The organism is Vibrio sp. SCSIO 43135, from assembly GCF_023716665.1.
GTDB lineage: Bacteria > Pseudomonadota > Gammaproteobacteria > Enterobacterales > Vibrionaceae > Vibrio > Vibrio paucivorans.
In genome coordinates, this window is record NZ_CP071859.1 from 2,546,181 (window position 1) to 2,570,078 (window position 23,898).

General features: G+C 44.9%; 21 protein-coding genes. 6 read left to right on the plus strand and 15 right to left on the minus strand.

What is annotated here, in order from left to right:
• Positions 1-125 precede the first annotated feature (125 nt).
• Positions 126-1,811, plus strand: a complete 1,686-nt coding sequence (locus J4N42_RS11365) for an AMP-binding protein (RefSeq protein ID WP_252028044.1) — start codon at positions 126-128, stop codon at positions 1,809-1,811.
• A 93-nt stretch (positions 1,812-1,904) separates the two neighbouring features.
• Here J4N42_RS11365 and J4N42_RS11370 read toward each other — a convergent pair whose 3' ends face one another.
• Positions 1,905-2,105 (minus strand): hypothetical protein, encoded by a 201-nt coding sequence (locus J4N42_RS11370; RefSeq protein WP_252028046.1) that lies wholly within the window; start codon positions 2,103-2,105, stop codon positions 1,905-1,907.
• A 101-nt stretch (positions 2,106-2,206) separates the two neighbouring features.
• Between J4N42_RS11370 and J4N42_RS11375 the strand changes: the two genes are divergently transcribed.
• Positions 2,207-3,124 carry a LysR substrate-binding domain-containing protein gene (locus tag J4N42_RS11375; protein ID WP_252028048.1) on the plus strand — a complete coding sequence of 306 codons (918 nt, stop codon included), beginning with the start codon at positions 2,207-2,209 and terminating at the stop codon, positions 3,122-3,124.
• A gap of 72 nt (positions 3,125-3,196) precedes the next feature.
• Here J4N42_RS11375 and J4N42_RS11380 read toward each other — a convergent pair whose 3' ends face one another.
• Entirely contained in the window at positions 3,197-3,403 is a 207-nt protein-coding gene (locus J4N42_RS11380) for a DUF1127 domain-containing protein (protein ID WP_252028050.1), read from the minus strand.
• 105 nt (positions 3,404-3,508) lie between these two features.
• On the opposite strand from J4N42_RS11380, the gene J4N42_RS11385 reads away from it, so the two are divergent.
• Positions 3,509-4,453, plus strand: a complete 945-nt coding sequence (locus tag J4N42_RS11385; RefSeq protein WP_252028052.1) for a LysR substrate-binding domain-containing protein — start codon at positions 3,509-3,511, stop codon at positions 4,451-4,453.
• Between the two features lie 98 nt (positions 4,454-4,551).
• On the opposite strand, the gene fusA is transcribed toward J4N42_RS11385, so the two are convergent.
• A complete protein-coding gene (gene fusA, locus J4N42_RS11390; RefSeq protein ID WP_252028054.1) occupies positions 4,552-6,639 on the minus strand; it encodes an elongation factor G in 2,088 nt (695 codons plus the stop codon).
• A gap of 225 nt (positions 6,640-6,864) precedes the next feature.
• A complete protein-coding gene (gene radA, locus J4N42_RS11395; RefSeq protein WP_252028056.1) occupies positions 6,865-8,244 on the minus strand; it encodes a DNA repair protein RadA in 1,380 nt (459 codons plus the stop codon).
• Between the two features lie 137 nt (positions 8,245-8,381).
• Between radA and J4N42_RS11400 the strand changes: the two genes are divergently transcribed.
• Positions 8,382-10,727, plus strand: a complete 2,346-nt coding sequence (locus tag J4N42_RS11400; RefSeq protein ID WP_252028058.1) for a PilZ domain-containing protein — start codon at positions 8,382-8,384, stop codon at positions 10,725-10,727.
• Positions 10,728-10,768: 41 nt separating this feature from the next.
• Here J4N42_RS11400 and serB read toward each other — a convergent pair whose 3' ends face one another.
• Positions 10,769-11,752 (minus strand): phosphoserine phosphatase, encoded by a 984-nt coding sequence (gene serB / locus J4N42_RS11405; RefSeq protein WP_252030835.1) that lies wholly within the window; start codon positions 11,750-11,752, stop codon positions 10,769-10,771.
• Positions 11,753-11,860: 108 nt separating this feature from the next.
• Between serB and J4N42_RS11410 the strand changes: the two genes are divergently transcribed.
• Complete coding sequence (locus tag J4N42_RS11410) at positions 11,861-12,463, plus strand: YtjB family periplasmic protein (protein ID WP_252028059.1); 603 nt, start codon at positions 11,861-11,863, stop codon at positions 12,461-12,463.
• A 65-nt stretch (positions 12,464-12,528) separates the two neighbouring features.
• Here the strand turns inward: J4N42_RS11410 and deoD are convergent, their stop codons facing one another.
• The 9 genes from deoD to J4N42_RS11455 all read right to left on the minus strand — a co-directional run bounded on the left by deoD (position 12,529) and on the right by J4N42_RS11455 (position 22,369).
• A complete protein-coding gene (gene deoD / locus J4N42_RS11415) occupies positions 12,529-13,248 on the minus strand; it encodes a purine-nucleoside phosphorylase (protein WP_252028061.1) in 720 nt (239 codons plus the stop codon).
• Between the two features lie 63 nt (positions 13,249-13,311).
• Positions 13,312-14,532 (minus strand): phosphopentomutase, encoded by a 1,221-nt coding sequence (locus J4N42_RS11420; RefSeq protein ID WP_252028063.1) that lies wholly within the window; start codon positions 14,530-14,532, stop codon positions 13,312-13,314.
• Between the two features lie 115 nt (positions 14,533-14,647).
• Positions 14,648-15,976: a thymidine phosphorylase gene (gene deoA, locus J4N42_RS11425; protein ID WP_252028065.1), complete on the minus strand. Its 1,329-nt coding sequence runs from the start codon at positions 15,974-15,976 to the stop codon at positions 14,648-14,650.
• A gap of 107 nt (positions 15,977-16,083) precedes the next feature.
• Positions 16,084-16,860, minus strand: a complete 777-nt coding sequence (gene deoC / locus J4N42_RS11430) for a deoxyribose-phosphate aldolase (protein WP_252028067.1) — start codon at positions 16,858-16,860, stop codon at positions 16,084-16,086.
• Between the two features lie 709 nt (positions 16,861-17,569).
• Positions 17,570-18,832 carry a NupC/NupG family nucleoside CNT transporter gene (locus J4N42_RS11435; RefSeq protein WP_252028069.1) on the minus strand — a complete coding sequence of 421 codons (1,263 nt, stop codon included), beginning with the start codon at positions 18,830-18,832 and terminating at the stop codon, positions 17,570-17,572.
• Positions 18,833-19,037: 205 nt separating this feature from the next.
• Positions 19,038-19,838, minus strand: coding sequence for a TatD family hydrolase (locus J4N42_RS11440; RefSeq protein WP_252028071.1), 801 nt, complete (start codon positions 19,836-19,838; stop codon positions 19,038-19,040).
• A complete protein-coding gene (locus tag J4N42_RS11445; protein WP_252028073.1) occupies positions 19,822-19,950 on the minus strand; it encodes a DUF5363 family protein in 129 nt (42 codons plus the stop codon). The genes J4N42_RS11440 and J4N42_RS11445 overlap by 17 nt, the downstream gene beginning before the upstream one ends.
• Positions 19,951-20,036: 86 nt before the next feature.
• Positions 20,037-20,813 carry a peroxide stress protein YaaA gene (gene yaaA / locus J4N42_RS11450; protein ID WP_252028075.1) on the minus strand — a complete coding sequence of 259 codons (777 nt, stop codon included), beginning with the start codon at positions 20,811-20,813 and terminating at the stop codon, positions 20,037-20,039.
• Between the two features lie 125 nt (positions 20,814-20,938).
• On the minus strand, positions 20,939-22,369 hold the full coding sequence (locus tag J4N42_RS11455; protein ID WP_252028076.1) for an alanine/glycine:cation symporter family protein: 1,431 nt from the start codon (positions 22,367-22,369) through the stop codon (positions 20,939-20,941).
• Positions 22,370-23,087: 718 nt separating this feature from the next.
• On the opposite strand from J4N42_RS11455, the gene J4N42_RS11460 reads away from it, so the two are divergent.
• Positions 23,088-23,267, plus strand: coding sequence for a DUF3545 family protein (locus J4N42_RS11460; RefSeq protein WP_252028078.1), 180 nt, complete (start codon positions 23,088-23,090; stop codon positions 23,265-23,267).
• A 38-nt stretch (positions 23,268-23,305) separates the two neighbouring features.
• Here the strand turns inward: J4N42_RS11460 and J4N42_RS11465 are convergent, their stop codons facing one another.
• On the minus strand, positions 23,306-23,857 hold the full coding sequence (locus J4N42_RS11465; RefSeq protein ID WP_252028080.1) for a hemerythrin domain-containing protein: 552 nt from the start codon (positions 23,855-23,857) through the stop codon (positions 23,306-23,308).
• Positions 23,858-23,898 lie beyond the last annotated feature (41 nt).

The following is a 23,898-nucleotide window of genomic DNA, read 5'->3' on the forward strand; positions in this document are numbered from 1 at the left end:
CAGATCACTCTATCGACATGAACCCACCTCTCCTCTCTTTTCTTGCGGCCATGCGCTATGCTAGAGTTAACAAGATCTTAACATAATAATTATTACATCATTTGCCAATAACACGGAGTTAGAGAATGATTCAGCCTAACGAGTTAAGCAAACCGACCTGTGCTCTCCCACCACCTAATGAGATGATCCTAAAATGGGCAGAGGAACGCCCAAATGAGGTTTATCTAAAACAAATTATCAATCGCGAGTTCGTAGAATATACCTACGCTGAAGTTGCCGACAAAGCCTTGCGCTTGGTATCAGCATTGCGAGAACTGGGTGCCCAACCTGGCGACAAAATCGCTTTAGTATCAAAAAACTGTGCCGAATGGTTTATTTGTGACTTAGCGATGATGCTCGGTGACTATGTCAGCGTTCCAATTTTCCCGACAGCTGGCGCCGACACGATCGAATACTGTATTACTCACAGTGAAAGTAAGGTGCTGATTGGCGGAAAACTCGATGATCCGGCAGCAACTCAGCAAGTGCTGACCGCTTTACCAGATCTCATCAGTATTTCCCTGCCTTATGACACCGCACCACAGTGTCAACATAGCTTCACAGACATCATATCTAAAGCAGAACCAAGCACTGATCGCCCTGAACATCACGATGAAAAGCTAATGTCGCTAGTGTACACCTCTGGTACTTCAGGCTTACCAAAAGGCGCGATGCTCACGTACGGTGCCTTTAGTTGGTCAGTGCAACAGTTGATCAACCATATCGGCATTCAGCCAAATGATCGCCTGTTCTCATATCTACCACTCGCTCATATTACAGAGCGTGTTTATATTTTCGGTTCTTCAATCATGGGGGGCGTGCCAACAGCTTTCCCTGAGTCTCTCGATACCTTTATCGAAGACGTAAAAATGCAGCGCCCGACGCTGTTCATTTCTGTTCCACGTTTATGGACACTGTTCCAGCAGCGAATTCAAGACAAACTGCCACAGAAAAAACTCAACATCTTACTCAAGATTCCTTTTGTTAATTCACTAATCAAAAAGAAACTTGCAGATGGCTTAGGGTTAGATCAGGCACGGGTATTAGGCTGTGGCTCTGCACCAGTTTCGCCTGCGTTACTTAATTGGTATCACAGCGTTGGCCTTAACATCACGGAAGCATGGGGCATGACGGAGTCTTTCGCCTACAGCACGCTCAACTACCCATTCCGTGCCGATAAAATTGGCAGCGTGGGTAACGCTGGCCCAGGGATTGAACTCAAAATTGCTGAAGACGATGAAATCATGGTTCGCGGCCAAGGCTTATTCTCTGGTTATTATAAGAATGACATCGCAACTCAAGAGTCTTTCGACAGCGATGGTTGGCTACACACTGGTGATATCGGAGCGATAGATAGCGAAGGCTACCTAACGATTCAAGGACGTAAGAAAGATACCTTTAAAACGGCGAAAGGAAAATTCGTTGCACCGGTGCCTATTGAGAAGAAACTATTTGAGTACAGCCGTGTCGAGATGATGTGTCTGATTGGTTTAGGTCTTCCTGGCCCGATCCTACTGGTCGTTCCACACGATTTCCCTAACTTTGATCGCGCTCGATACGAACGCACTACTAAGCGCGTGATCGAGAAAATGAACCAACAGCTTGCCTCTCATGAAAAAATTAAAGGCGTGTTGATGATCAAAGAACCTTGGAGTATTGAAAACGGCGTTCTCACACCAACCTTGAAGATTAAGCGTCATATCCTTGAGCAGAAATACCACGAAGTAGGTCATAACTGGCCAAGTGACAAACTGGTTGTTTGGGAAGAATAAATAACGTTGAGCGGCTGATTAGCCGCTCTTTTTCTATTCACAAACTACCCAACTCAACCGTAAATAAAGAGTCGTCATAGACATAATTTCTAGTTATTTTAATCTAAGATAATCCCTAGTCAAATGTTGATCATTGGTAACGCCGATATCACGTTGCATGTGCTCACTAAGTGATACGATATCGACAACGTCAGCTTTATCATTTGATTTAAGCAGCTTTCCAAACTGATAGCTAAACATTGATTTACCAAGCTTTAACTCAACGTTCATACCCCACTCTAACGCAATTCTCATCTCACTCTCCTAACAGCTTTCTCTGTGACTCGTTGTTATTATCGACAGCCATGATTACAATTACGAACAACGATTCATTACACGTTATATAAGATAGGGTTATGGACAACCGCTTGAGACACCTCTCCGGATTGAGGTACTTCGAAGCTGCAGCACGCATGAACAGCTATAGTAAGGCCGCACAAGAGCTCTTCATTAGCCAAGCAGCTGTGAGTCAGAAAATACGCCAACTAGAGGAAGCATTAGGCTGTAAGCTATTTATTCGACAGGGTCGAGAAATGGCTCTGACGGATAAAGGCCAGAGCTTATACCAGCAAGTCTGTACCGGCTTCGAGCATATCATTACGGGCTTAAACCAAATCCAATGTGAACCCATCAATGGTTTACTCAATGTGAGCTCTCCGCCCTCCTTCGCTTCCCGTTGGCTGCTACCTAGGCTGTGGAAGTTCTCGATGCATCATCCAGAAATTCCTATTAAAGTGCACACAACGTGCGATAAGCCCGATCTAAAATACTCGGAGGTTGATATTGCTATTGTCCAAGGCAACGAATTTGACTTAGGCAGTGATATAGAGACGCGAATTCTGATCGATGAAGAGATCTATGCATACTGTTCACCTCAACTAGCCAAGTCAATGAAGTTCACCTCACCACAGCAACTCCAAAAATGCTGGCTCGTTCATTTCGGCTCTGAGAGCTTTACATGGGACGATTGGTTTGCCTGCGCAGGAGTCAGGGTCGATAAAGATGCGATTCAATGGATGGAAGTATCAACGTTCGAAATGGGATTAAGCGCTGTAATTGCTGGTCATGGTGTCTGTTTAGCCTCAGAGAGTCTGGCCAGTGACTTTATTGAAAAAGGGTTACTCGTAAGGCCATTTGATATTGGTCTTTCTCCGGGGCTAAGCTTTACTCTCTGCAGTGATCCCAGCTCCTCTCGCTTAGCTCGTTGTCAGGTATTTTCCGACTGGTTATTCGAAGAAATCGGATTGATGCCATCCGATAAGCACATTAGCTAATCACAAAAAAGCCCTGATATCGACTCGATATCAGGGCGCTACCATACAGGAAGGTGAGCTAAAAACTTATTGTTAATCCCAGAACACTCGTCGGCTCTCGGTACGAGCTTGATGCTTAGAAATACCGACATCATCAAGAAGATAATCAGGCAACTCTGCGAGTTGCTTTCTTGAACGCGACTTGCTCAGCCAGCATCTAATTTGGCCATAGAATTTCTTAACTATTGTTTCTAAAGTTTGTTGGCTGATTGCTTGTCTCGAAATAGCTGATGTAGTCATACCTAGCTCCTTCTCTTGCGTTATCGTGTTTACCTGTACAATAATCAGTCACAACCACTCGTTTCTCAAACGATGATATTTGACATTCAGTTAAGGAACACTAATGTGAAAGAGAAAATACCTCCGCTACAAGGAATGTACTATTTCTATATCGCAGCTCAATGTGGCAGCTTTAAACAAGCGGCCGAAACGCTGTTCGTTACAGCGGCGGCGATTAGCCAACAAATACGCCAACTTGAAGATTGGCTTGGGACGGATTTATTTATTCGCCAGCACCGAAAGATAGTGTTGACGCATGAGGGAGAGTTGCTCTTTGAACAGGCTGAAAAGGGGTTCGCACATTTACAAGCAGGCGTCCGGCTCATCAATCAAGACCCAAACCCCAACCAACTCTCTATCTCAACACTGCCTTCATTTGCTCAGCACTGGCTAGTGCCTAGAATCGGTGAATTCCGCGAACAACACCCAGATATATCCTTGCTGCTAGAGCCCACTAATGAATTAGTCACCTTTCAAGACTCTAGCGTCGACCTCTGCATACGCTACGGTGAAGGCAACTACCACAATATTGAAAGCCAATGGTTGATGGACGACGTCGTCTACCCAGTTTGCCATCCGCTCTATCAACAACTTCATGGGATTTACTCGGTCGAAGACTTAGAAAAAGCGGACTTGATTGAAGACAAGTGGCCAGACATGGATTGGCACCGCTGGTTAAACACCTTAGGTAAGAGGCACAGCCGTGCAACATTACAATACAACGGCTCACACTTTGTACTTGAAGGCGCTTTGTCAGTTCAAGGGGTAGCATTAGTCAAGCACTCTCTCGCGATTAGGTACATCAAGGAGGGAAAGCTTGTTCGAATCGGTGAACACGCACTAAAGCCTCGCTTTGCCTACTACATGTGCGCACCAGCAGGATATTACAAAAGGCAAAAAATACAGCTATTTGCTAAGTGGCTACGCAGCGAAATCAATCAGTTTGAGCAAAACAATCCAATTGAAGGGAAAGTGATAGAGACAGACTTCTCTCTTTCTTGGCAAGAGTGATTTCTACCAATCATTTGAGCAAGTATAAGATTCATCAATTATAAAAAAGCCCCGCAGCTTTCGCATGCGGGGCTTTTAATCAGCTAGAGATTAAACAATTACTTGTTTTCTTTCTCTTCTTTAGCCTTAGCAATTACTTCTTCAGCAACGTTTGCTGGACAAGGTGCGTAGTGTGCGAATTCCATAGAGAATTGACCACGACCTGAAGTAATAGTACGTAGGTGACCGATGTAACCAAACATTTCTGATAGAGGTACGTCAGCTTTGATACGTACGCCTGTAGCACCAGCTTGTTGGTCTTTGATCATACCACGACGACGGTTTAGGTCACCGATAACGTCACCAACGTGATCTTCTGGAGTGAATACGTCAACGTTCATGATTGGCTCAAGAAGTTGCGCACCAGCTTTAGGCATAGATTGACGGAATGCACCTTTCGCTGCGATTTCAAATGCGATTGCAGATGAGTCAACTGCGTGGAAGCCACCGTCGAATAGTTCTACTTCAACATCTAGAGTTGGGAAGCCAGCAAGAACACCGTTATCCATCATAGATGCAAAGCCTTTCTCTACTGCAGGCCAGAATTCTTTAGGTACGTTACCACCAACAACTGTTGAAGAGAACGTGAAGCCAGAGTTTGGCTCACCTGGTTTGATGCGGTAGTCGATCTTACCGAACTGACCAGAACCACCAGACTGCTTCTTGTGCGTGTAGCTATCTTCAACAGCTTGCGTGATAGTTTCACGGTAAGCTACTTGAGGAGCACCAACAGTTAGTTCAACACCGTAAGTACGCTTAAGGATGTCAACTTTGATGTCTAGGTGAAGTTCACCCATACCTTTCAGGATTGTTTCGCCTGAATCTTCGTCAGTCTCAACTTGGAAAGATGGATCTTCTGCAACCATCTTACCGATAGCGATACCCATCTTCTCAGTAGAACCTTTATCTTTCGGTGCAACCGCGATAGAGATTACTGGTTCTGGGAAGATCATTGGCTCAAGAGTACACTCGTGCTTAGGATCACATAGAGTGTGACCAGTTTGAACGTTCTTCATACCAACTACGGCGATGATGTCACCAGCTTGAGCAGTTGTTAGTTCGTTACGCTCGTCTGCTTGCATCTCAACCATACGGCCGATACGCTCAGTTTTACCTGTAGCAGCGTTAAGGATAGTGTCACCCTTGTTCATAACACCAGAGTAGATACGGATGAATGTTAGCGCGCCGAAACGGTCATCCATGATCTTAAATGCTAGTGCACGTAGTGGCTCGTCTGCAGATACTGTAGCAACTTCACCAGTTGGCTCACCAGTTTCTTTGTCAGTTAGAGGTTGAGGATCTACTTCTGTTGGAGAAGGTAGGTAGTCAACAACCGCGTCTAGTACTAGCTGAACACCCTTGTTCTTAAATGCAGAACCACAGAATGTTGGGAAGAATGCTAGGTCACGAGTACCTTTACGGATACAAGCTTTTAGTTGCTCGATAGTAGGCTCTTCACCTTCCATGTAAGCTTCCATTAGGTCGTCGTCTTGCTCTACAGCAGTCTCAACTAGCTCTTCACGGTAAGCTTCAACATCATCAACCATGTCAGCTGGGATGTCTTGGATTTCGTAGTTTTCTGGAAGACCTGAGTCATCCCATACGAATGCTTTACGGTTTAGTACGTCTACAACACCAACGAAATCGTCTTCACGACCGATTGGTAGAGTCATAACTAGTGGGTTTGCACCTAGAACGTTCTTAACTTGGTCAACAACGCGGAAGAAGTCTGCACCCATACGGTCTAGTTTGTTAACGAAGATCAGACGAGATACTTCTGATTCGTTCGCGTAACGCCAGTTAGTTTCAGACTGAGGTTCAACACCGCCAGAACCACAGAATACACCGATACCGCCATCAAGTACTTTAAGTGAACGGTATACTTCTACTGTGAAGTCAACGTGTCCAGGAGTATCGATAACGTTTAGACGGTGACCGTTCCAGAAACAGCTAACAGCTGCAGACTGGATAGTAATACCGCGCTCAGCTTCCTGTTCCATGAAGTCAGTAGTTGATTCACCATCGTGAACCTCACCAGTTTTGTGGATTTGACCAGTTAGCTTTAGGATACGCTCAGTGGTAGTTGTTTTACCCGCATCAACGTGCGCGAAAATACCAATGTTTCTGTATTTCGATAAATCTGCCATTGTCTTACTCTGTTAATAGGATATAAATTGCGCGCAGAGTATACCACAATCTGTCAAGACTGATAGCTTTGCGTGCACTAGAAGAAAAAAAACTTGTGTATGTTACTGCATGCCTAACTCAAACAACATCAATTTGTTTAAATCTGCTCGAATTTAATGGCGTCAACTAAACAAGATTAGTTCCATTCGAATGTTAACGCCATTCGTCATCGCTATTGATCGCGACTATAATTCATCGAATGCTTCAATCGCTTCCGACAATTTCTTAACACCATGAATCTGCATGCCTTCGATCCCCCCTTTCGGTAGGTTTGCAGCAGGCACAATGGCTTTTTTGAAACCGTGTTTGAACGCTTCCATCAACCTTTCTTGGCCACTTGGCACTGGGCGTATTTCACCGGCGAGCCCTACCTCACCAAACACCACCACATCTTTAGGTAACGCTCGATCTCTAAAGCTCGATAACAGTGCCATAACTAGCGCTAAATCAGCACTGGTTTCTGTCACTTTTACGCCACCAACTACGTTCACAAACACGTCTTGATCGGCCATTTGCAAGCCGCCATGTTTATGCAGTACAGCCAAAAGCAGCGACAAACGGTTTTGTTCAAGGCCAACCGCAACACGGCGTGGGTTGGCGAGCTGAGAGTAGTCAACCAAAGCCTGAATCTCCACCAGCAAAGGGCGCGTACCTTCCCAAACAACCATAACGGAGCTGCCGGATGTTTCTTCTTCACCACGGGATAAGAAAATCGCGGAAGGGTTGCTCACTTCTTTTAGCCCTTGCCCTGTCATGGCAAACACACCGAGTTCATTAACGGCACCAAAGCGATTCTTATGACTACGTAACGTACGAAAACGGCTATCGGTTCCGCCGTCTAGCAAAACTGAACAGTCTATGATGTGTTCAAGTACTTTAGGGCCAGCAAGCGTACCATCTTTGGTTACGTGACCAACAATAAACACCGCCACATTGTTCTGCTTGGCGTAGCGTGTTAAGGCCGTCGCTGATTCTCTTACTTGGGCAACACTACCAGGAGACGACTGTACGTCGGCAACGTGCATAACCTGAATCGAGTCGATAACCATAATTCGAGGCTGTTCTTTTTCCGCGATCTGGCAAATTTTGTCGACATTGGTTTCCGACAGCATTTTTAGGTGTTCTCTAGGTAAACCAAGACGGGAAGCGCGCATCGCCACTTGCTGTAGGGATTCTTCACCTGTCACATATAAAGTTGGCATCTGGGCAGACAGCAAACACATTGTTTGTAGCAGTAGCGTCGATTTACCTGCCCCTGGGTTACCACCAATCAAGATAGCGGCTCCGGGTACAATTCCGCCACCTAATACTCGGTCTAACTCCTTGAAACCACTACCGAAGCGTGGCACATCTTGCAGATCAATTTCAGATAACGTCTGCACTTTAGCTTCTGTCGCAGAGCCCGCGTACCCAGACAATCGCTCATTACGAGCCACCGTTGGTGAAGCCGCTAAGCGAACTTCGGTAATCGTATTCCAAGCTCCACATGCATTACATTGCCCCTGCCAGCGAGGGAAATCAGCTCCACAGTCATTACATACATATGCGCGCTTTGCTTTAGCCATGAGTCCTCATTTACTAAACTATGTGACATATCATCCGTTTTTCACCACACTTTTACATTTAAGCGAGGTAACATAAACCTAAAGATTCTTGTCGAACTGTCGATGTTAAAGATAACGGACTACTCTAACAGAAAAGTATGCAGCAATCTGAAATTCTCTCTATTGCCGAGCGTTTGATCCCCGCCTATCACGCTCAAGATTTTGACTACCTTTTGTCTCAAATGACCGAGGGCGAGTCCCCATCGGTCAAACTACTGGTCAAAATTGAGCTCAACCGTGTAATGGCACCCTGTACAAAGCCCGTCGATTTAAGAGGACGAGTACAAGGTGAATGCAGAGAATATGAACTGGATGGCTTAAAGCACTGGCTGGACGATGTGGCCTTTAATGCTTACCACAAAAATGTTCAGAAATTTAATGGCTATACGGAAGGTGTTTGGGAAGCGCTGATTAACACCAAGAACAACTTCCGGGTTATGAAGCAAAAAGGGACCAGCACTCAGAGCAAAGTCGTTTCTGGGGATAGCCTATTTCAGGTCGAGCCCGTCACACTTGGCTACGACTTAAAACGCCAAGAGAATCGCCTCAAAGTTTCTTCTCAAGTCGAGATCGTACTTCCCAACGATCAAGTGGTTCACGCAGTCAGTGTCGACTTATCTCCTTCTGGAGCAAAGTTCAAAGTCCCAACAGCCTTTGACTACAAGCTCGGAGAGATGATTGATGTATCTTTTGTCGAGCTACGTAAAAGCTCACAAATCGACGGTATTTTCAGTAAGGTAACCTACCGAATTGTCGGCATCGACGACAGCTATGAAAATGATGCCGTAAAATTTATCCGTGCTTTGAAGTTATCGGATACTGATGTCATTGAACAAGTGATAGAGGAATCACTGCAAAGCGATTCTCAGAAAGTTCGCCACGACAACCAAGATAAGATCATTCGCGCCCGTACCCGCGGTTACGAGCACACCTATTTAAAACACACCTGTAATCTGCCGGTATTTTTCAGTGGAAGTGAGCTCAAGCTCGTCTTAATGACAGAGAACAATTTGCCAATTTGGAATTATTGGCAGGATGAGCGCAATCAACAAGCGCTTGGTGCTTTGTTTAATCAGCAGCGAATGTCTCATTTAACAAAGGCTGGCATGAAAGGCGGTAGCAATATTTTCTACTCCTTTAAACATGACCACCAAGGGAAAGATCTGTTCTTTTCGATGATGATGCCAGAAGCCTCTCGCGAAGAAAGACAATTGTTTTGGCACATCGGTGCCAAGCGAGAAAGCTGGAAAGTATTTCGATTCTCGGTGTTTGAGCTATCTGATCCAGAATGTCAGCAGTTGGCTCAACACGCAACAGAACTTGGCGCAGATACAACCAATTTAACTCACTGCGGGATTTTGCAAGAGATCGCAGACTCTTCCGCTGCACAAGATTATCTCTTTACCGAAAAGCCGAAATTACCATCCAACACGCTTAACCGATTTAGACAAACTCGAAATATCATTGGTAACCCAACCAGTATCTATTTTGATGCTTGTTCGCGCAGAAGAGAGCCGCGTTACCAATTAAATTCCCCTTTGCACGTAACTTTACCCGATGGTGCAGTGCTGAAAGGGAAGACCATTGATTTATCCAAGCATGGTTTAAGCCTGATGCTCGCTCAGCCCATTGAAATAAAAGCGGGAGAGATGTGCAGCGTCAACTTCTTAGAGCTACAGCTATACGACAAAAAAATCCCTCTTGATGCCGTGCCTTATGAAGTGATTCGTGTTAGCCCGAATAATCAGCAGTTGCAGCTATCACTAGAAGACTCGACGAAAAACTTTAAAACCATCGGCTTTTTCCACCGTTTGATTCAACATAATGAAGCCAAGTTAGAAACTAAAAAAGAGATCTTGCCGAGTAACGACCTGCTTGAAGGTCTACATAATATCTTACTGGATAAAATGGTGAGTACCCCTGTCTTTGTCGAAAAGAACAAAGGAACACTCGCGCCTAAGGTTGTTGGAATTAACTACCCTCTTCCTCCTCATATGGTGTTAATGGCACGACTTGGCAGTGAAAAGAACTTTTCGTTAGAGCCTATTTATAAAGGTAGAACTAGCACCTTACTTGCCGTACCGATGAAGCGAGTGGAAGGAGCAAAACCGCAATACCACGAGCTATACATTTCGGCGCTCATTTTCGGTAACCGAATTCAATCCCTTGATACTCGACTTAGTAGCGAATTCGAAAGTGTCAAAGACCGGATGACATTTATTAAGAAAGCTCAAGTTTTGGGGGAGTTGTATGTGCTGCGTATTTCAGGTGCGCCAATATTTGAGCCTTTAACTAGCCTACTGAAATTAGATATCGAAGAGTTGACACAAATTAGCATGCACCAAGCTCGTAGCTTGGAGAAAGAGATTACGGCAACCGTTGGATACGGCGAAATTTACGACATCACCGATGAAGTTTTGGTGAGGCTAGAACTGACCCAATGAAAGAGCGAGGCTTAGCCTCGCTCTTTTAATTCTTTGCCCGTTTAAGGTTTGGTTTGCCAGCTGATCTTCTGTTGCTTAGCAAGTCCGGCAGACAAAATACATAGCACCCCACCTAAACCAGAAAAGCGCACAGCAGACTGAGCTTGCTGCTCAACTTTTGGCTTAGCATGATATGCCACACCTAGTCCTGAAGCTTTCATCATCACCAAGTCGTTCGCACCGTCTCCTACCGCAACGGTATTGTGTGCTTCGATTTCATATTGGTCTGCAAGTTCTATTAATATGTCTGCTTTCGTCTGAGCAGAGACGATATCGCCCAACACTTTCCCAGTGAGCTTGCCATCGACAATTTCCAACGTATTTGACTGCGCATGATCAAGCCCGAGCTCTTGCTTCAAGTAATCAGAGAAGTAAGTAAAACCCCCAGAGGCAATGGCTGTTTTCCAACCTAGCGCTTTAAGAGTCGTGACCAATTCAGCGAGATCCGGCATAAAAGGCAGTTCACTTCGAACTGACTCTAGAATCGACTCATCAGCACCCGCTAGTTTTGCAACGCGCTGACGCAAGCTTTGTTCAAAGTCCAACTCGCCTTGCATCGCTCGCTCAGTGACTTCAGCGACTTCTTCACCAACCCCTGCTAACTTGGCGATTTCATCAATACATTCGATCTGAATCGCCGTCGAGTCCATGTCCATCACAATCAAGCCAGGCTTAGACAAATCTGGGACTTCAGCAAGAGTCGCATAGTCTAACCCAATACTTTCTAAAATGGTTTCATGCTCGGGAGTTAGGTGACCAGACATCAGCGCTACTTCGTATTGGCCTACTTTCCATGTGTCTATCACCGGGTTGTAAAAACCAGTAAAAAAGTCAATGTCATCGAAATGCTTTGGCGAAAGGTACTCGCCAAAAATGATCCAATTCGCACGAGCTTTATCTAGTTGAGTGGCATACCGAGTTTCCGGTAAGCGTGTTAAAAGAGAGGTGTGCCTTCGTATCGGCAACTTTTTTGAGAGTTCAGACATCGTCTTTAACAGTTCCATGTATACATTCCTCCCGTTAGTTAACCTATTGCAATTTAAAAACGCAAGTCTCAATATGGGGGAAATCCATTATTTCTTACTGAGTCGGTCATGAACCAATCCCTGTTCTCATTTCGAAATGCCTTAAAAGTCATCACGATACTTGTACTATTGGCGATGGTTGCTGTCATAGCCATCAATAGCGTCAAGATCAGTAAAGGTAACGAACGCATTCAAAAAAACCAGTTGGAAACATTAACTAAGGTTTTGATTTCACAAGCATCGCTTTCTGCAGGTGAGATGATCATTCAACAAGATCAGGAGCGGTTGCTGAAGTTGACCAACCAACTGTCGCAAGACAATTTAGTATTTGATGCCACGATTTATAACGCGGAAGGCGTAAAGCTTGCGGCAAGTGAAAAGGCGCTATCAGTCCGCGAAGTATTAGGGCTAGACACGCCACTTGCTACCGCACGTATTGGTCGACAGCAGTTAGTTGAGCCTGTTTTTCACGATGATGCCATCGTCGGATTTGTAAGAATTACTTTCGAAACAGGTAAAGTAACCGCGATTTCTGATCACCATTACCGCAAGAGTGATCGATATATGTATACCATGATTCTAATCAGCTTTATCGGTGGCTTGCTGATGGCGCTAGTGTTGCGTAGAAAACCCAAATCCAAAGGCGAAAATCTGCTGTTAAAAGACGCTTAACAACAAAAAAACCTCAGCGCTGGCTGAGGTTTTTCTTTATTTAATCGACATTTATTACTTAGTCATTAGTCCTCATCACCAAGCAATACCGAATCTAGCGCGATCTCCATCATCTCATTAAACGTTGTCGCTCGTTCATCAGAGGTCGTTTGCTCTCCGGTTTTGATATGATCCGAGACAGTACAAATCGTCAGTGCTTTCGCGCCATATTCCGCTGCCACACCATAGATGCCAGCCGCTTCCATTTCTACACCAACAATGCCGTATTTATCCATCACATCAAACATTTCAGGATCCGGTGTATAGAACAGTTCAGCAGAAAACAGATTCCCCACTTTCACATCGATGCCACGTGCTTTAGCGGCATCTTCTGCTGCTCGTACCATCTTGTAGTCTGCAATGGCTGCGAAGTCATGGCCTTTAAAGCGAATTCGATTGACCTTAGAGTCAGTACACGCCCCCATACCGATCACCACATCACGAACCTTAATGTCTTCGCTTACCGCACCACAGCTGCCCACGCGGATCACTTTCTTCACTCCGAAATCTTTAATCAGTTCAGTGACATAAATAGAACAAGACGGGATACCCATACCATGTCCCATCACGGAAATTTTACGGCCTTTATACGTACCGGTAAAACCGTACATATTCCGTACGTCACATACTTGAACAACATCTTCCAAGAAGGTTTCAGCGATGTACTTGGCACGAAGCGGATCCCCTGGCATTAAAACAACGTCAGAAAACGCGCCCATTTCAGCATTAATATGTGGAGTCGCCATTAGAAATTCTCCTGTTCAAATTTCAGATAAAAAAATAGAGAGGACACCCTCTCTATTCATCAATTACAAAAAGTTTTTGCCGTACTCCATTGGAGACGTACCGAAGTAGCTTGCTAAGCTTTGGCCAATATCAGCGAAAGACTCACGCAAGCCTAATGAGCCAGCAGGGACTTTCTGACCATAAACAATCACAGGGATATGCTCACGAGTGTGGTCAGTACCCGGCCATGTTGGATCACAGCCGTGATCAGCCGTCAGGATCAGTACATCGTCTTCTTTCATCATATCAATCACTTCATTGATACGGCCATCGAAGTACTCCAACGCAGCTGCGTAGCCCGCTACATCGCGGCGGTGCCCGTATGCTGAATCGAAATCAACGAAATTAGTGAATACGATTGTGTTGTCGCCCGCTTCTTTGATCGCTTCTTTGGTTGCTTCAAATAGCGCAGGAATTCCCGTTGCTTTTGTTTTCTGCGTGATACCACAGCCAGCGTAGATATCAGAGATCTTACCGATCGAGTGAACTTGACCACCCTTTTCATCAACGAGCTTTTGTAGAATCGTCGCCGCTGGCGGCTCTACAGATAGATCACGACGGTTGCCCGTACGTTCAAACTGACCTTTGCCCGGACCAACAAATGGACGCGCGATAACACGACCGATGTTGTAATCTTCCAGCTCTTCTCGAGCAATCTGACAAAGATCTAGCAAGTTTTGCAGACCGAATGTCTCTTCGTGACACGCAATTTGGAACACTGAATCAGCAGACGTATAGAAGATAGGCATGCCCGTCTTCATATGCTCTTCACCAAGGTCATCCAATACTTGCGTACCTGACGCGTGGCAATTACCAAGAAAACCGTCTAAGCCAGCACGCTCTAAAATGCGGTCGGTTAGCTCTTTTGGAAAACTGTTTTGCTTATCAGTAAAGTAACCCCAATCAAACAGTACCGGCACACCGGCAATTTCCCAGTGACCAGATGGCGTATCTTTACCTGAGGATAACTCGGCAGCATGACCGTAAGCACCAATGATTTCAGCATCTTGGTCCAGACCTGGAGCGAAGCTTCCCGTCGACTCTTTGTGAGCCATTGCTAGACCAAGTTTTGATAAGTTAGGCAAGGTAAGTGCACCGCTGCGCTCTGCATTGTCGGCTTTGCCTTCGAAACAGCGCTGAGCGATGTGACCTAACGTATCAGAGCCCACATCACCGAATTTTTCTGCATCACCAGCAGCACCAATCCCAAATGAGTCTAATACTAAAATGAATGCTCTTTTCATTGCTCTCTTCCTGTGTTTGGCCGATAGCTTATCTCAGCTATCGACCAATCTAATTGTCATTATTTAACTCAACATGGTGGAGTGACTGTAAATACGGTAACTCCGAGTATTGAGACTAGATATCTTCTGCGCGAATTTGGCGATACACCTCTGGTGTCGGAGTGTATTCTCCTCCTACCGTGATCGCACTTTGAAGCGCTTGTGCTGCTTCGTTCCACTGTTCTTCACTGCGAGCATGGATCATCGCAAGTGGCTTATCTTGGCTAGCCACCTCACCCAGACGAATAAAGTTGTCGAAGCCAACAGCATAGTCGATCTTATCGGTTGCTACGCGGCGACCGCCGCCCATTCCGACAACCGCCATACCGATTGCACGAGTATCCATCGCCGATACCACACCGCTTTCCAGCGCATATACAGGCTTAATGATCTCGGCTTTATCAAGGTAATTATCGTAGTTTTCTACAAAGTCTGCTGGACCACCAAGTCCTGCTACCATCTTACCAAAGCACTCTGCTGCTTTACCGTTATCTAAAACTTCCATCAATTTCGAACGAGCTTGCTCTGTGTTGTCAGCAAGTTTGCCCAATACGAGCATTTCTGCACACGATGCAATAGTGACTTCGAGTAGTCTTGGGTTACGGTATTCACCAGTCAAGAAACGAACCGCTTCACGGACTTCCACAGCGTTACCCGCAGAAGAAGCAAGAACTTGATTCATGTCGGTTAGGATTGCTGTTGTTTTAGTGCCCGCGCCGTTTGCAACCGCAACAATTGACTTCGCTAGCTCTTCAGACGCTTCGTAGGTTGGCATAAAGGCACCAGAACCCACTTTGACATCCATCACTAGTGATTCAAGACCAGCGGCTAACTTCTTCGACAAAATCGAAGCTGTGATCAATGAAATGTTATCCACGGTCGCTGTGATATCGCGAGTAGCGTATACACGTTTGTCAGCAGGAGCTAAGTCCCCCGTTTGGCCAATAATCGCCACTCCGGCATCTTTCGTGACATCACCGAATACTTCATTCGTTGGCGTGATGTTGTAGCCAGGAATAGACTCAAGTTTATCGAGCGTACCGCCTGTATGGCCTAAGCCGCGACCCGAAATCATAGGAACGAAACCACCACATGCCGCAACCATAGGACCGAGCATTAGAGACGTCACATCGCCTACACCACCAGTTGAGTGCTTATCAACGATTGGGCCAGAAAAGTTCATGTGGCTCCAATCGATCACCATGCCTGAATCACGCATCGCACACGTCAACGCAATACGCTCTGGCATCGTCATTTCATTAAAAAAGATTGCCATGGCAAATGCAGCGATTTGACCTTCAGACACGCTGTTGTTGGCAACGCCCTGAATAAAGAAGTTAATTTCTTCGGCAGTGAGAACTTCGCCGTCACGCTTTTTACGAATAATTTCTTGAGGTAAGTACATTAGATCCTCCCAAGCAAAATGCTTTGGTTAGTAAGGGAAAGAGGTAGGCAAAGCGAAAGGTTTCACTTTGCCTGTCAGACTTTTTGTTTTCAGCAGTGAGCAGCCAATTAGTATGCGGCTGGGTCTGCAGTCTCGTCTGTTACTTCTAATGTATTAAGTAGGTTGGTTAGTAGGCTTGATGCACCAAAACGGTAGTGCATGTTATCTGCCCAATCTGCACCTAGAAGCTCATCAGCCATTGCTAGGTATTGCGCCGCATCTTCAGCTGTGCGAACACCACCAGCAGGCTTAAAGCCAACGGTTTTTGCAACGCCCATATCGCGAATCACTTCAAGCATCATACGCGCGTATTCTGGAGTTGCATTCACAGGCACTTTACCTGTTGAAGTTTTAATAAAGTCAGCACCTGCTTCGATACAGATTTGCGATGCTTTCTTAATTAGCGCTTCTTCTTTTAGTTCACCCGTTTCGATGATCACTTTAAGAAGAATATCACCACATGCTTCTTTACACTGTTTAACTAGCTCAAAGCCAACTTTCTCATCACCTGCAATAAGTGCACGGTATGGGAAAACCACGTCTACTTCGTCTGCACCGTAAGCCACAGCTGCTTTTGTTTCTGCAACCGCGATATCGATGTCGTCGTTACCGTGTGGGAAGTTAGTTACTGTAGCAATGCGTACTTCTGGAGTACCTTGCTCGCGCAGTGTCTTCTTAGCAATAGGAATAAAGCGAGGGTAAATACAAATTGCAGCTGTGTTACCTACTGCTGTTTTCGCGTCGTGACATAGCGAGATCACTTTTGCATCAGTGTCATCGTCATTCAGCGTAGTTAGGTCCATTAGTTTAAGTGCACGTAGTGCTGCTGCTTTTAAATCGCTCATTTCTATCTCCGATCAATATATTCAATTAGTTCACTACTGCTGGTCATACCTAGTATAGGTGGTATGTCAAATATCAGCAGTCGTCACAAATGAACGGACTTGGTTCCCTGAAGACTCGGCATATACAGCGAATTTGTATGCCAATTGCTATCCTTGTCACCGCACAGTACCAGTTTGGTCTATGGCACAACAATCTAGGATTGAGGTGTCTAACGTTATACCCTGGCGCTCATCATACTCCTTGTATTCCAAGCCACCAGCTAAAAACTATCAGTGCTCGATTAACCTCATCATGAAGTTCTTTAGGTATCCACATATCACGTCAATACCCAGTATCGATACCATATAGATTATAGATATTCGTCGCAAAACTATAGTTGTACATAGAGCGCAAACGGTTTGTATCTCAAAAAAGATTCTGCTCAACGATTGCTCAATCTTCTCACTAAGCAATCAATTTAAATCCAATACTCCCAACTGCTAGTTGGGCGCGCTTCTTTCTAAGTCATGTGTTCACTAACAAGGAAACAAGAATATGAGTCCCCATGAATTTAGTTCCACTAAATGATTGGGGCGGATATTCGCAGTTAATGCCGTTAGCGGACAAATGACGACGAAAGAAAAAACAAAAAAGCCCCGTAGTACACAGTAAACTGTGCAACTACGGGGCTTTATAAAACGGCGTCTATATAATCTTTCGCTTACTTAATTAGAAAGATAGGAAGAAGCCAGCGATTGTCGCCGCCATTAGGTTAGATAGCGTACCAGCACACACCGCTTTCACACCCATACGAGCGATATCAGAACGACGGTTTGGAGCTAGACCACCTAGACCACCTAGTAGAATCGCAATAGAAGAAAGGTTTGCGAAACCACATAGAGCGAATGCGATGATTGCTTGAGTCTTCTCAGACATTACTGCACCAGTTGCTGGAATAACTTGAGCGTTTTCACCAACGAAAGGTACGAAGTTTAGGTATGCAACGAATTCGTTAACAACCAGTTTTTGACCGATGAATGAACCAGCAAACGTTGCTTCAGCCCATGGAACACCGATTAGGAATGCTAGTGGTGCGAACAACCAACCTAGTAGAAGTTCTAGAGTTAGGTTCTCCATACCGAACCAACCGCCCACGCCACCTAGGATACCGTTGATAAGAGCGATTAGACCGATGAATGCTAGTAGCATTGCACCAACGTTAAGTGCTAGTTGTAGACCAACAGATGCACCGCCTGCTGCTGCGTCGATTACGTTCGCTGGCTTATCTTCGCCACCGTCGATGTCTCCGCCTAGCTCTTCGTCAGGCTGTTCAGTTTCTGGTTTGATGATCTTAGCGAATAGTAGACCACCTGGTGCTGCCATGAATGATGCTGCTACAAGGTACTCAAGAGGTACACCCATAGATGCGTAACCAGCAAGTACACCACCTGCTACAGACGCAAGACCACCACACATTACTGCGAATAGCTCAGATTGAGTCATTTTAGGTACAAACGGACGAACCACTAGAGGTGCTTCAGTTTGACCTACGAAGATGTTCGCAGCTGCAGACATTGATTCCGCACGAGAAGTACCTAGTGCTTTCTGTAGGCCACCACCAAGAATCTTGATAACCCATTGCATAACACCAATGTAGTAAAGTACAGAGATTAGCGCAGAGAAGAAGATTAGAGTTGGTAGTACTTGGAAAGCAAAGATGAAGCCGATACCGTCAACAGAGAAGTTAACTAGGCTTCCGAATAGGAAACCAGTACCGTCTTTACCAAAGTCGATAACGCTTTGTACACCTGCAGAAAAACCTGCAAGAAGGTCACGACCCCATGGTACGTAAAGAACGAAACCACCGATTAAAAATTGAATAGCAAAAGCGCCACCCACTGTTCTTAGATTAATAGCTTTGCGGTTGTCAGACAGTAGTACTGCGATTCCTAGCAGAACTGCCATACCGACTAGGCTCATAAACAGGCTCATAGTTTATGACTTCCTTATTAGTTATTTATTGGCGTGTTACAAAAATTGGTACTCAAAAGCGGGGTGATTATACTCATCCCTTGAATGATAAAGTAATGCTACCCTCACACTTTCTAATAAGATTCATTGCACGCTCACTTATTTATGTGAGCCAAGTCACCATTAACACTACCCGCAAACATTGAAAGAACATTTTCTTTCGAATTTATTCACAAATACCGAATAGCAGGTTGCTATTTTTCCAAGCCGCACAAGCAATCGTTTGCATTGATTCTTCTTTCAACAAGCAGAGCGTTTCTAAGACATTTACTAACTGTTTGGGATGGTTTGGCTGTCCTTGATAGCCATTCAATGGCATATCAGGCGCATCGGTTTCTAGCACTAAAGAACTAAGTGGCAAGCGAGCAATAGCACTGCGTGTCTTTTGAGCTCTTGGGTAAGTTATCGTTCCTCCAACACCAATATGAAATCCTAAGTCGACAAACTGCATTGCTTGTTCGTAACTGCCTGAAAAACCGTGTAAGACACCGCCTTGTTGAAACTTATGCTGCTTTAGTGTTCGGATGAGTTCATTATGAGATTTGCGACTATGTAGGATAACGGGCATCTTGAACTGTTGCGCCAATTGCAATTGTAGCTGTAAGTAATGCTGCTGCACCTGCTTATCAACTTGAATGGCAAAGTCTAAGCCTGTTTCACCAATCGCTACACACTTTCCTGCTCTTCGAGTAGCTAAAAAGTCTTCAAGTCTAGTATCAACGGCGGGCAGTTCTTGCGTAAGAAAGTAGGGGTGGAAACCAGCAGAATAGTAAATAGAAGGATATTGAGCACTTAGAGCATCAATCTGATACCAGTTCTGCTCGCCGATAGAAGGAATGAGAAAACGTTGTACCCCCATTGCAGTAGCTTTCTGTAGCTGCCCAGCAAAGTCTTCAGAGAACTGGGGGAAATCTAGGTGGCAATGGGTATCAAACAGCGGAAACGAGGTATTACTTTCGCTCGTCACGAGAAGGCTCTTTCCGGTATGGCACGCAGCTGCGCTTATTTTCAGGCGTTAATCCCATCGACTCACACCATGCGTCATATTTTGCTATCAAACGTTTAAACCAAGTCAACATCGCAATCTCACTGCCTCGCTATACCATAAAAGATGAACGCCCCTTTACTATTCTAGCGTTGAATAAAGGGGCGAGCGTTAGGTCGTTTAGTTTTGCTCTTCGCGCTTGAAAACGAGCTCTTTAGCTGAAGACTCTTCTTCAACAAAATAATAGCCAGCAGTATTAAACTGAGTCAGCGCCTCAATCGAATCAACACGATTCTCAATAATGTAGCGAGCCATCATACCGCGCGCTTTTTTCGCATAAAAGCTGATCACTTTGTATTGACCATTTTTGCAGTCTTTGAATACTGGTGTAATCACTTGGCCATCTAAATTCTTCGGCTTAACCGCTTTAAAGTACTCATTCGAAGCAAGGTTGATAAGCACATTGTCCCCCTGCTCATTCAGAGCTTCATTCAGCTTATCGGTAATCACATTACCCCAGAATTGATACAAGTTGGTGCCACGTGCGTTGGCCAACTTAGTGCCCATTTCTAAGCGGTACGGCTGCATCAAATCGAGAGGTTTCAGCAACCCATATAAACCAGACAGCATGCGCAAGTGCTTTTGCGCGTAATCGAAATCTTCTTCAGATAGGCTTTCTGCGTCTAACCCCGTGTATACGTCACCTTTAAAAGCCAGAATTGCTTGGCGTGCATTATCCGTTGTGAACTCTTCGCTCCATTGTTCGAAGCGAGCAACATTAAGACCTGCGATCTTATCGCTCACCTTCATTAATGCGGAAACATCTGCAGGCGTTAGCTTACGACACTCTTCAATAAGCTCAGCTGAATGCTCGACCAAGTCTGGTTGAGTGTAGCGCTCTGTAGCGAGAGGCGATTCATAATCTAAAGTCTTGGCTGGTGAAACAACGATAAGCATGACGGTTACTCTACTAATTCTATTTATTGGCAATTTTATGGGTATAGATTACAAAAAAAGCCATGCTATGTCTGCATGGCTTTTTCTATCACTCTAATCGTTTATAACGATGGCGCTAACAGCAATTATTTTTTCTCGCTATTGTCCCAGATACCGTCTTCTAATTGTGACTTCAACTCTGGGAAATCGTCTGCGTTGAAAGTTGGCACTTTGCCCGCTTTCAATTGCTTGTTGTAGTCTTTAGCAAGCTTAATCACAATGCCAGACAGCAATAAGATAGCCACTAAGTTAACAATCGCCATTAAGCCCATTGAAACGTCAGCGAGCGACCAAACAACTGGCAGAGACGCCACTGCACCAAACATCACCATGCCAAGTACAATAATACGGAACAGTCCTAGACCAGCTTTGTGGTTATGCTCTAAGAAGATAAGGTTTGTTTCCGCGTAAGAGTAGTTGGCAATGATTGAAGTAAACGCGAAGAAGAAGATCGCTACCGCAACAAAGATACCACCCCAGCTGCCCACTTGTGAGCTGAGTGCAGTTTGGGTCAACTCGATACCGGTCACTTCACCGTGAGGTACATATTCGCCAGACATCAAAATGATGGCCACAGTCGCAGAACAGATAACAATCGTATCCATAAATACACCTAGCATCTGAACATAACCTTGTGACGCTGGGTGCGGTGGGTACGGAGTCGCTGATGCCGCAGCATTTGGCGCAGAACCCATACCCGCTTCGTTCGAGAATAGGCCGCGTTTGATACCGTTGATCATCGCTTGAGCAATTGCGTAACCTAGACCACCCGCAGCCGCTTCTTGCAAACCAAATGCACTCTTAAAGATCAAAGTCAGTACCGCTGGCAGTTTCTCGATGTTCATGAACATCACAAACAGCGCCAATACTAGGTAAGCTAACGCCATTGCAGGAACAATCAGCTCCGCTACTTTAGCGATACGCTTGATGCCACCGAAAATAACAACTGACGAAAGTAGAACAACCGCAACGCCAACGTAAGTTTGATCCCAACCAAAGGCATTGTTCATTGCACCCGCGATAGAGTTAGCTTGAACCGCGTTAAAGACCAAACCGAATGCGATGATAAGAAAGACAGAGAATAGAACCCCCATCCAACGCATACCTAGGCCCTTCTCCATGTAATAAGCAGGGCCACCACGATAGTTACCATCATCGTCTTTGGTTTTATATAGCTGTGCTAGCGTGCTCTCGGCAAACGATGTTGCCATACCCAGCATTGCAATTAACCACATCCAGAAGATTGCGCCAGGGCCACCCGCCGTTAATGCTACCGCGACGCCAGCCATATTACCTGTGCCGACACGCGCCGCTAGACTGGTACAAAGAGCTTGGAAAGAAGAAATACCAGCGCTGTCTGCTTTACGACTGTTCTTTAACACTTTGAACATGTGGCCAAAGTGACGGAATTGAATGAAGCCAAGTCGCACAGTGAAATACACGCCGACACCGACCAGTAGATAAACCAGAATCGATCCCCAAAGTAGATCGTTCATTAAATTAATTATGTCTGTCACAAGAACCTCTCAATAGGTGTATGTGCTGTTCTAAGCTAAGAGCTTAGCTCTGAAGTAGGCATGCCGCTCGTTAACTTCCTTGCAAGCATGGTCATGGTGTTTTTGATTTTATCGAGCCTATTTCAGCGGAAAAGCGTGCTTTTACACGCCAGTTCCAATCAGCAAAATTTTTGACGGCGGGATAATGCAGCTTGAAATCGTAAAAATCAATACTCAACAACACACTTATCAATGTTATTTTTCACTATAAATACACCTTTAATTAACACAACAGCAAACATTAAAGGCACAAATAAAGCACAAACAAGCACCAACTCAATAACATCGCAGCACGTAATAATTTTTAACAATTCGCAATTTATAAACCTTCCAGCAAGCCTGACGAAATAAGGTTTCGAGTCATTCGTATAATTTGATTATTAATCGAAGATCTCAAATCTAGGTCATGACCTCATCGTTCAAATATTCAGCATTACCTGTGAGCGCGACTTCATACATGTCTTTAACAAGCAAAAAAATTAATTTAATCGTTTGCCTCAACTCGTTTGAACAATAATTAACCATCAATTGTCAGGTTTTTGTGAGTATTGGTTCAAAATCCGCATAAAACCTTCATCGAAACGAAACAAATGAGAAACAAATCAAAGATAGGCTTCAAGGTAATGTGATATTTAAATTATTCCCATCAGGGTAAAACTAATAAAAACAGAGGTGGCTTATGGAAGGCATGCAATTAGACGATGTAATGGAAATGGATTTTCCACGTGGTAAAGCAACTCGCTCAAAACCTGTGAAACGTAAATGGCGCGAAATAGAAGCGATTAAGGATCGCCAGCGTCTGCAGAAAGAACTCCTAGAGATGGATGTCTGCTTAAAAGTTGAAGACTTAGATATTTAGAAATAAAGGCGCCAATGGCGCCTTTATTCGTTTCTACACTATACATATTCGCTATCAGCTTGCTGCACTCGCTGTGCAAGCTGCTGATATCGGTCAGCGATCGTTTCGCCAAAGACAGGATCATCTTCCGACACACTCCAGCGCGACTCTACTTCTTGCCAGTCCTGCGTGGTAAATGTTTTATTGATCAACGGCAGCACCGATTGTTCCTCTGTCTCGAGATGGCGCTTTTGACTCAATACAAACTCTTCTAACTGTCCAATAAAAATATCTTGTGGGATTACCGCATCACTTAAGATCATATCGACAGTGTCTAGAAAGGCGTGGGTCTTTTTCGACAACTCCACATGTTCATGCTCTAAATTGCTGATCTCAAACTGCTGGCCATACTTCTCTATAAAGTATCCATAGAGGATATCTTCTTTAGGATGGTGGACTCGTTCTGAGTGGTTAGCCAAATAGTCGACCACCTCTCGCACCAAACTGTAGTTAATACTTTGCTCATTTCTCAGCATAGCCACTTTACTGCGCAGTATCGCCAATAAGCGAACCATATACCCATGTTCGCGTCTTATCCTTTCAATCATCATAACGTCCTCCTTAACACTTACTTTTTGTAAGTTTATTCAAA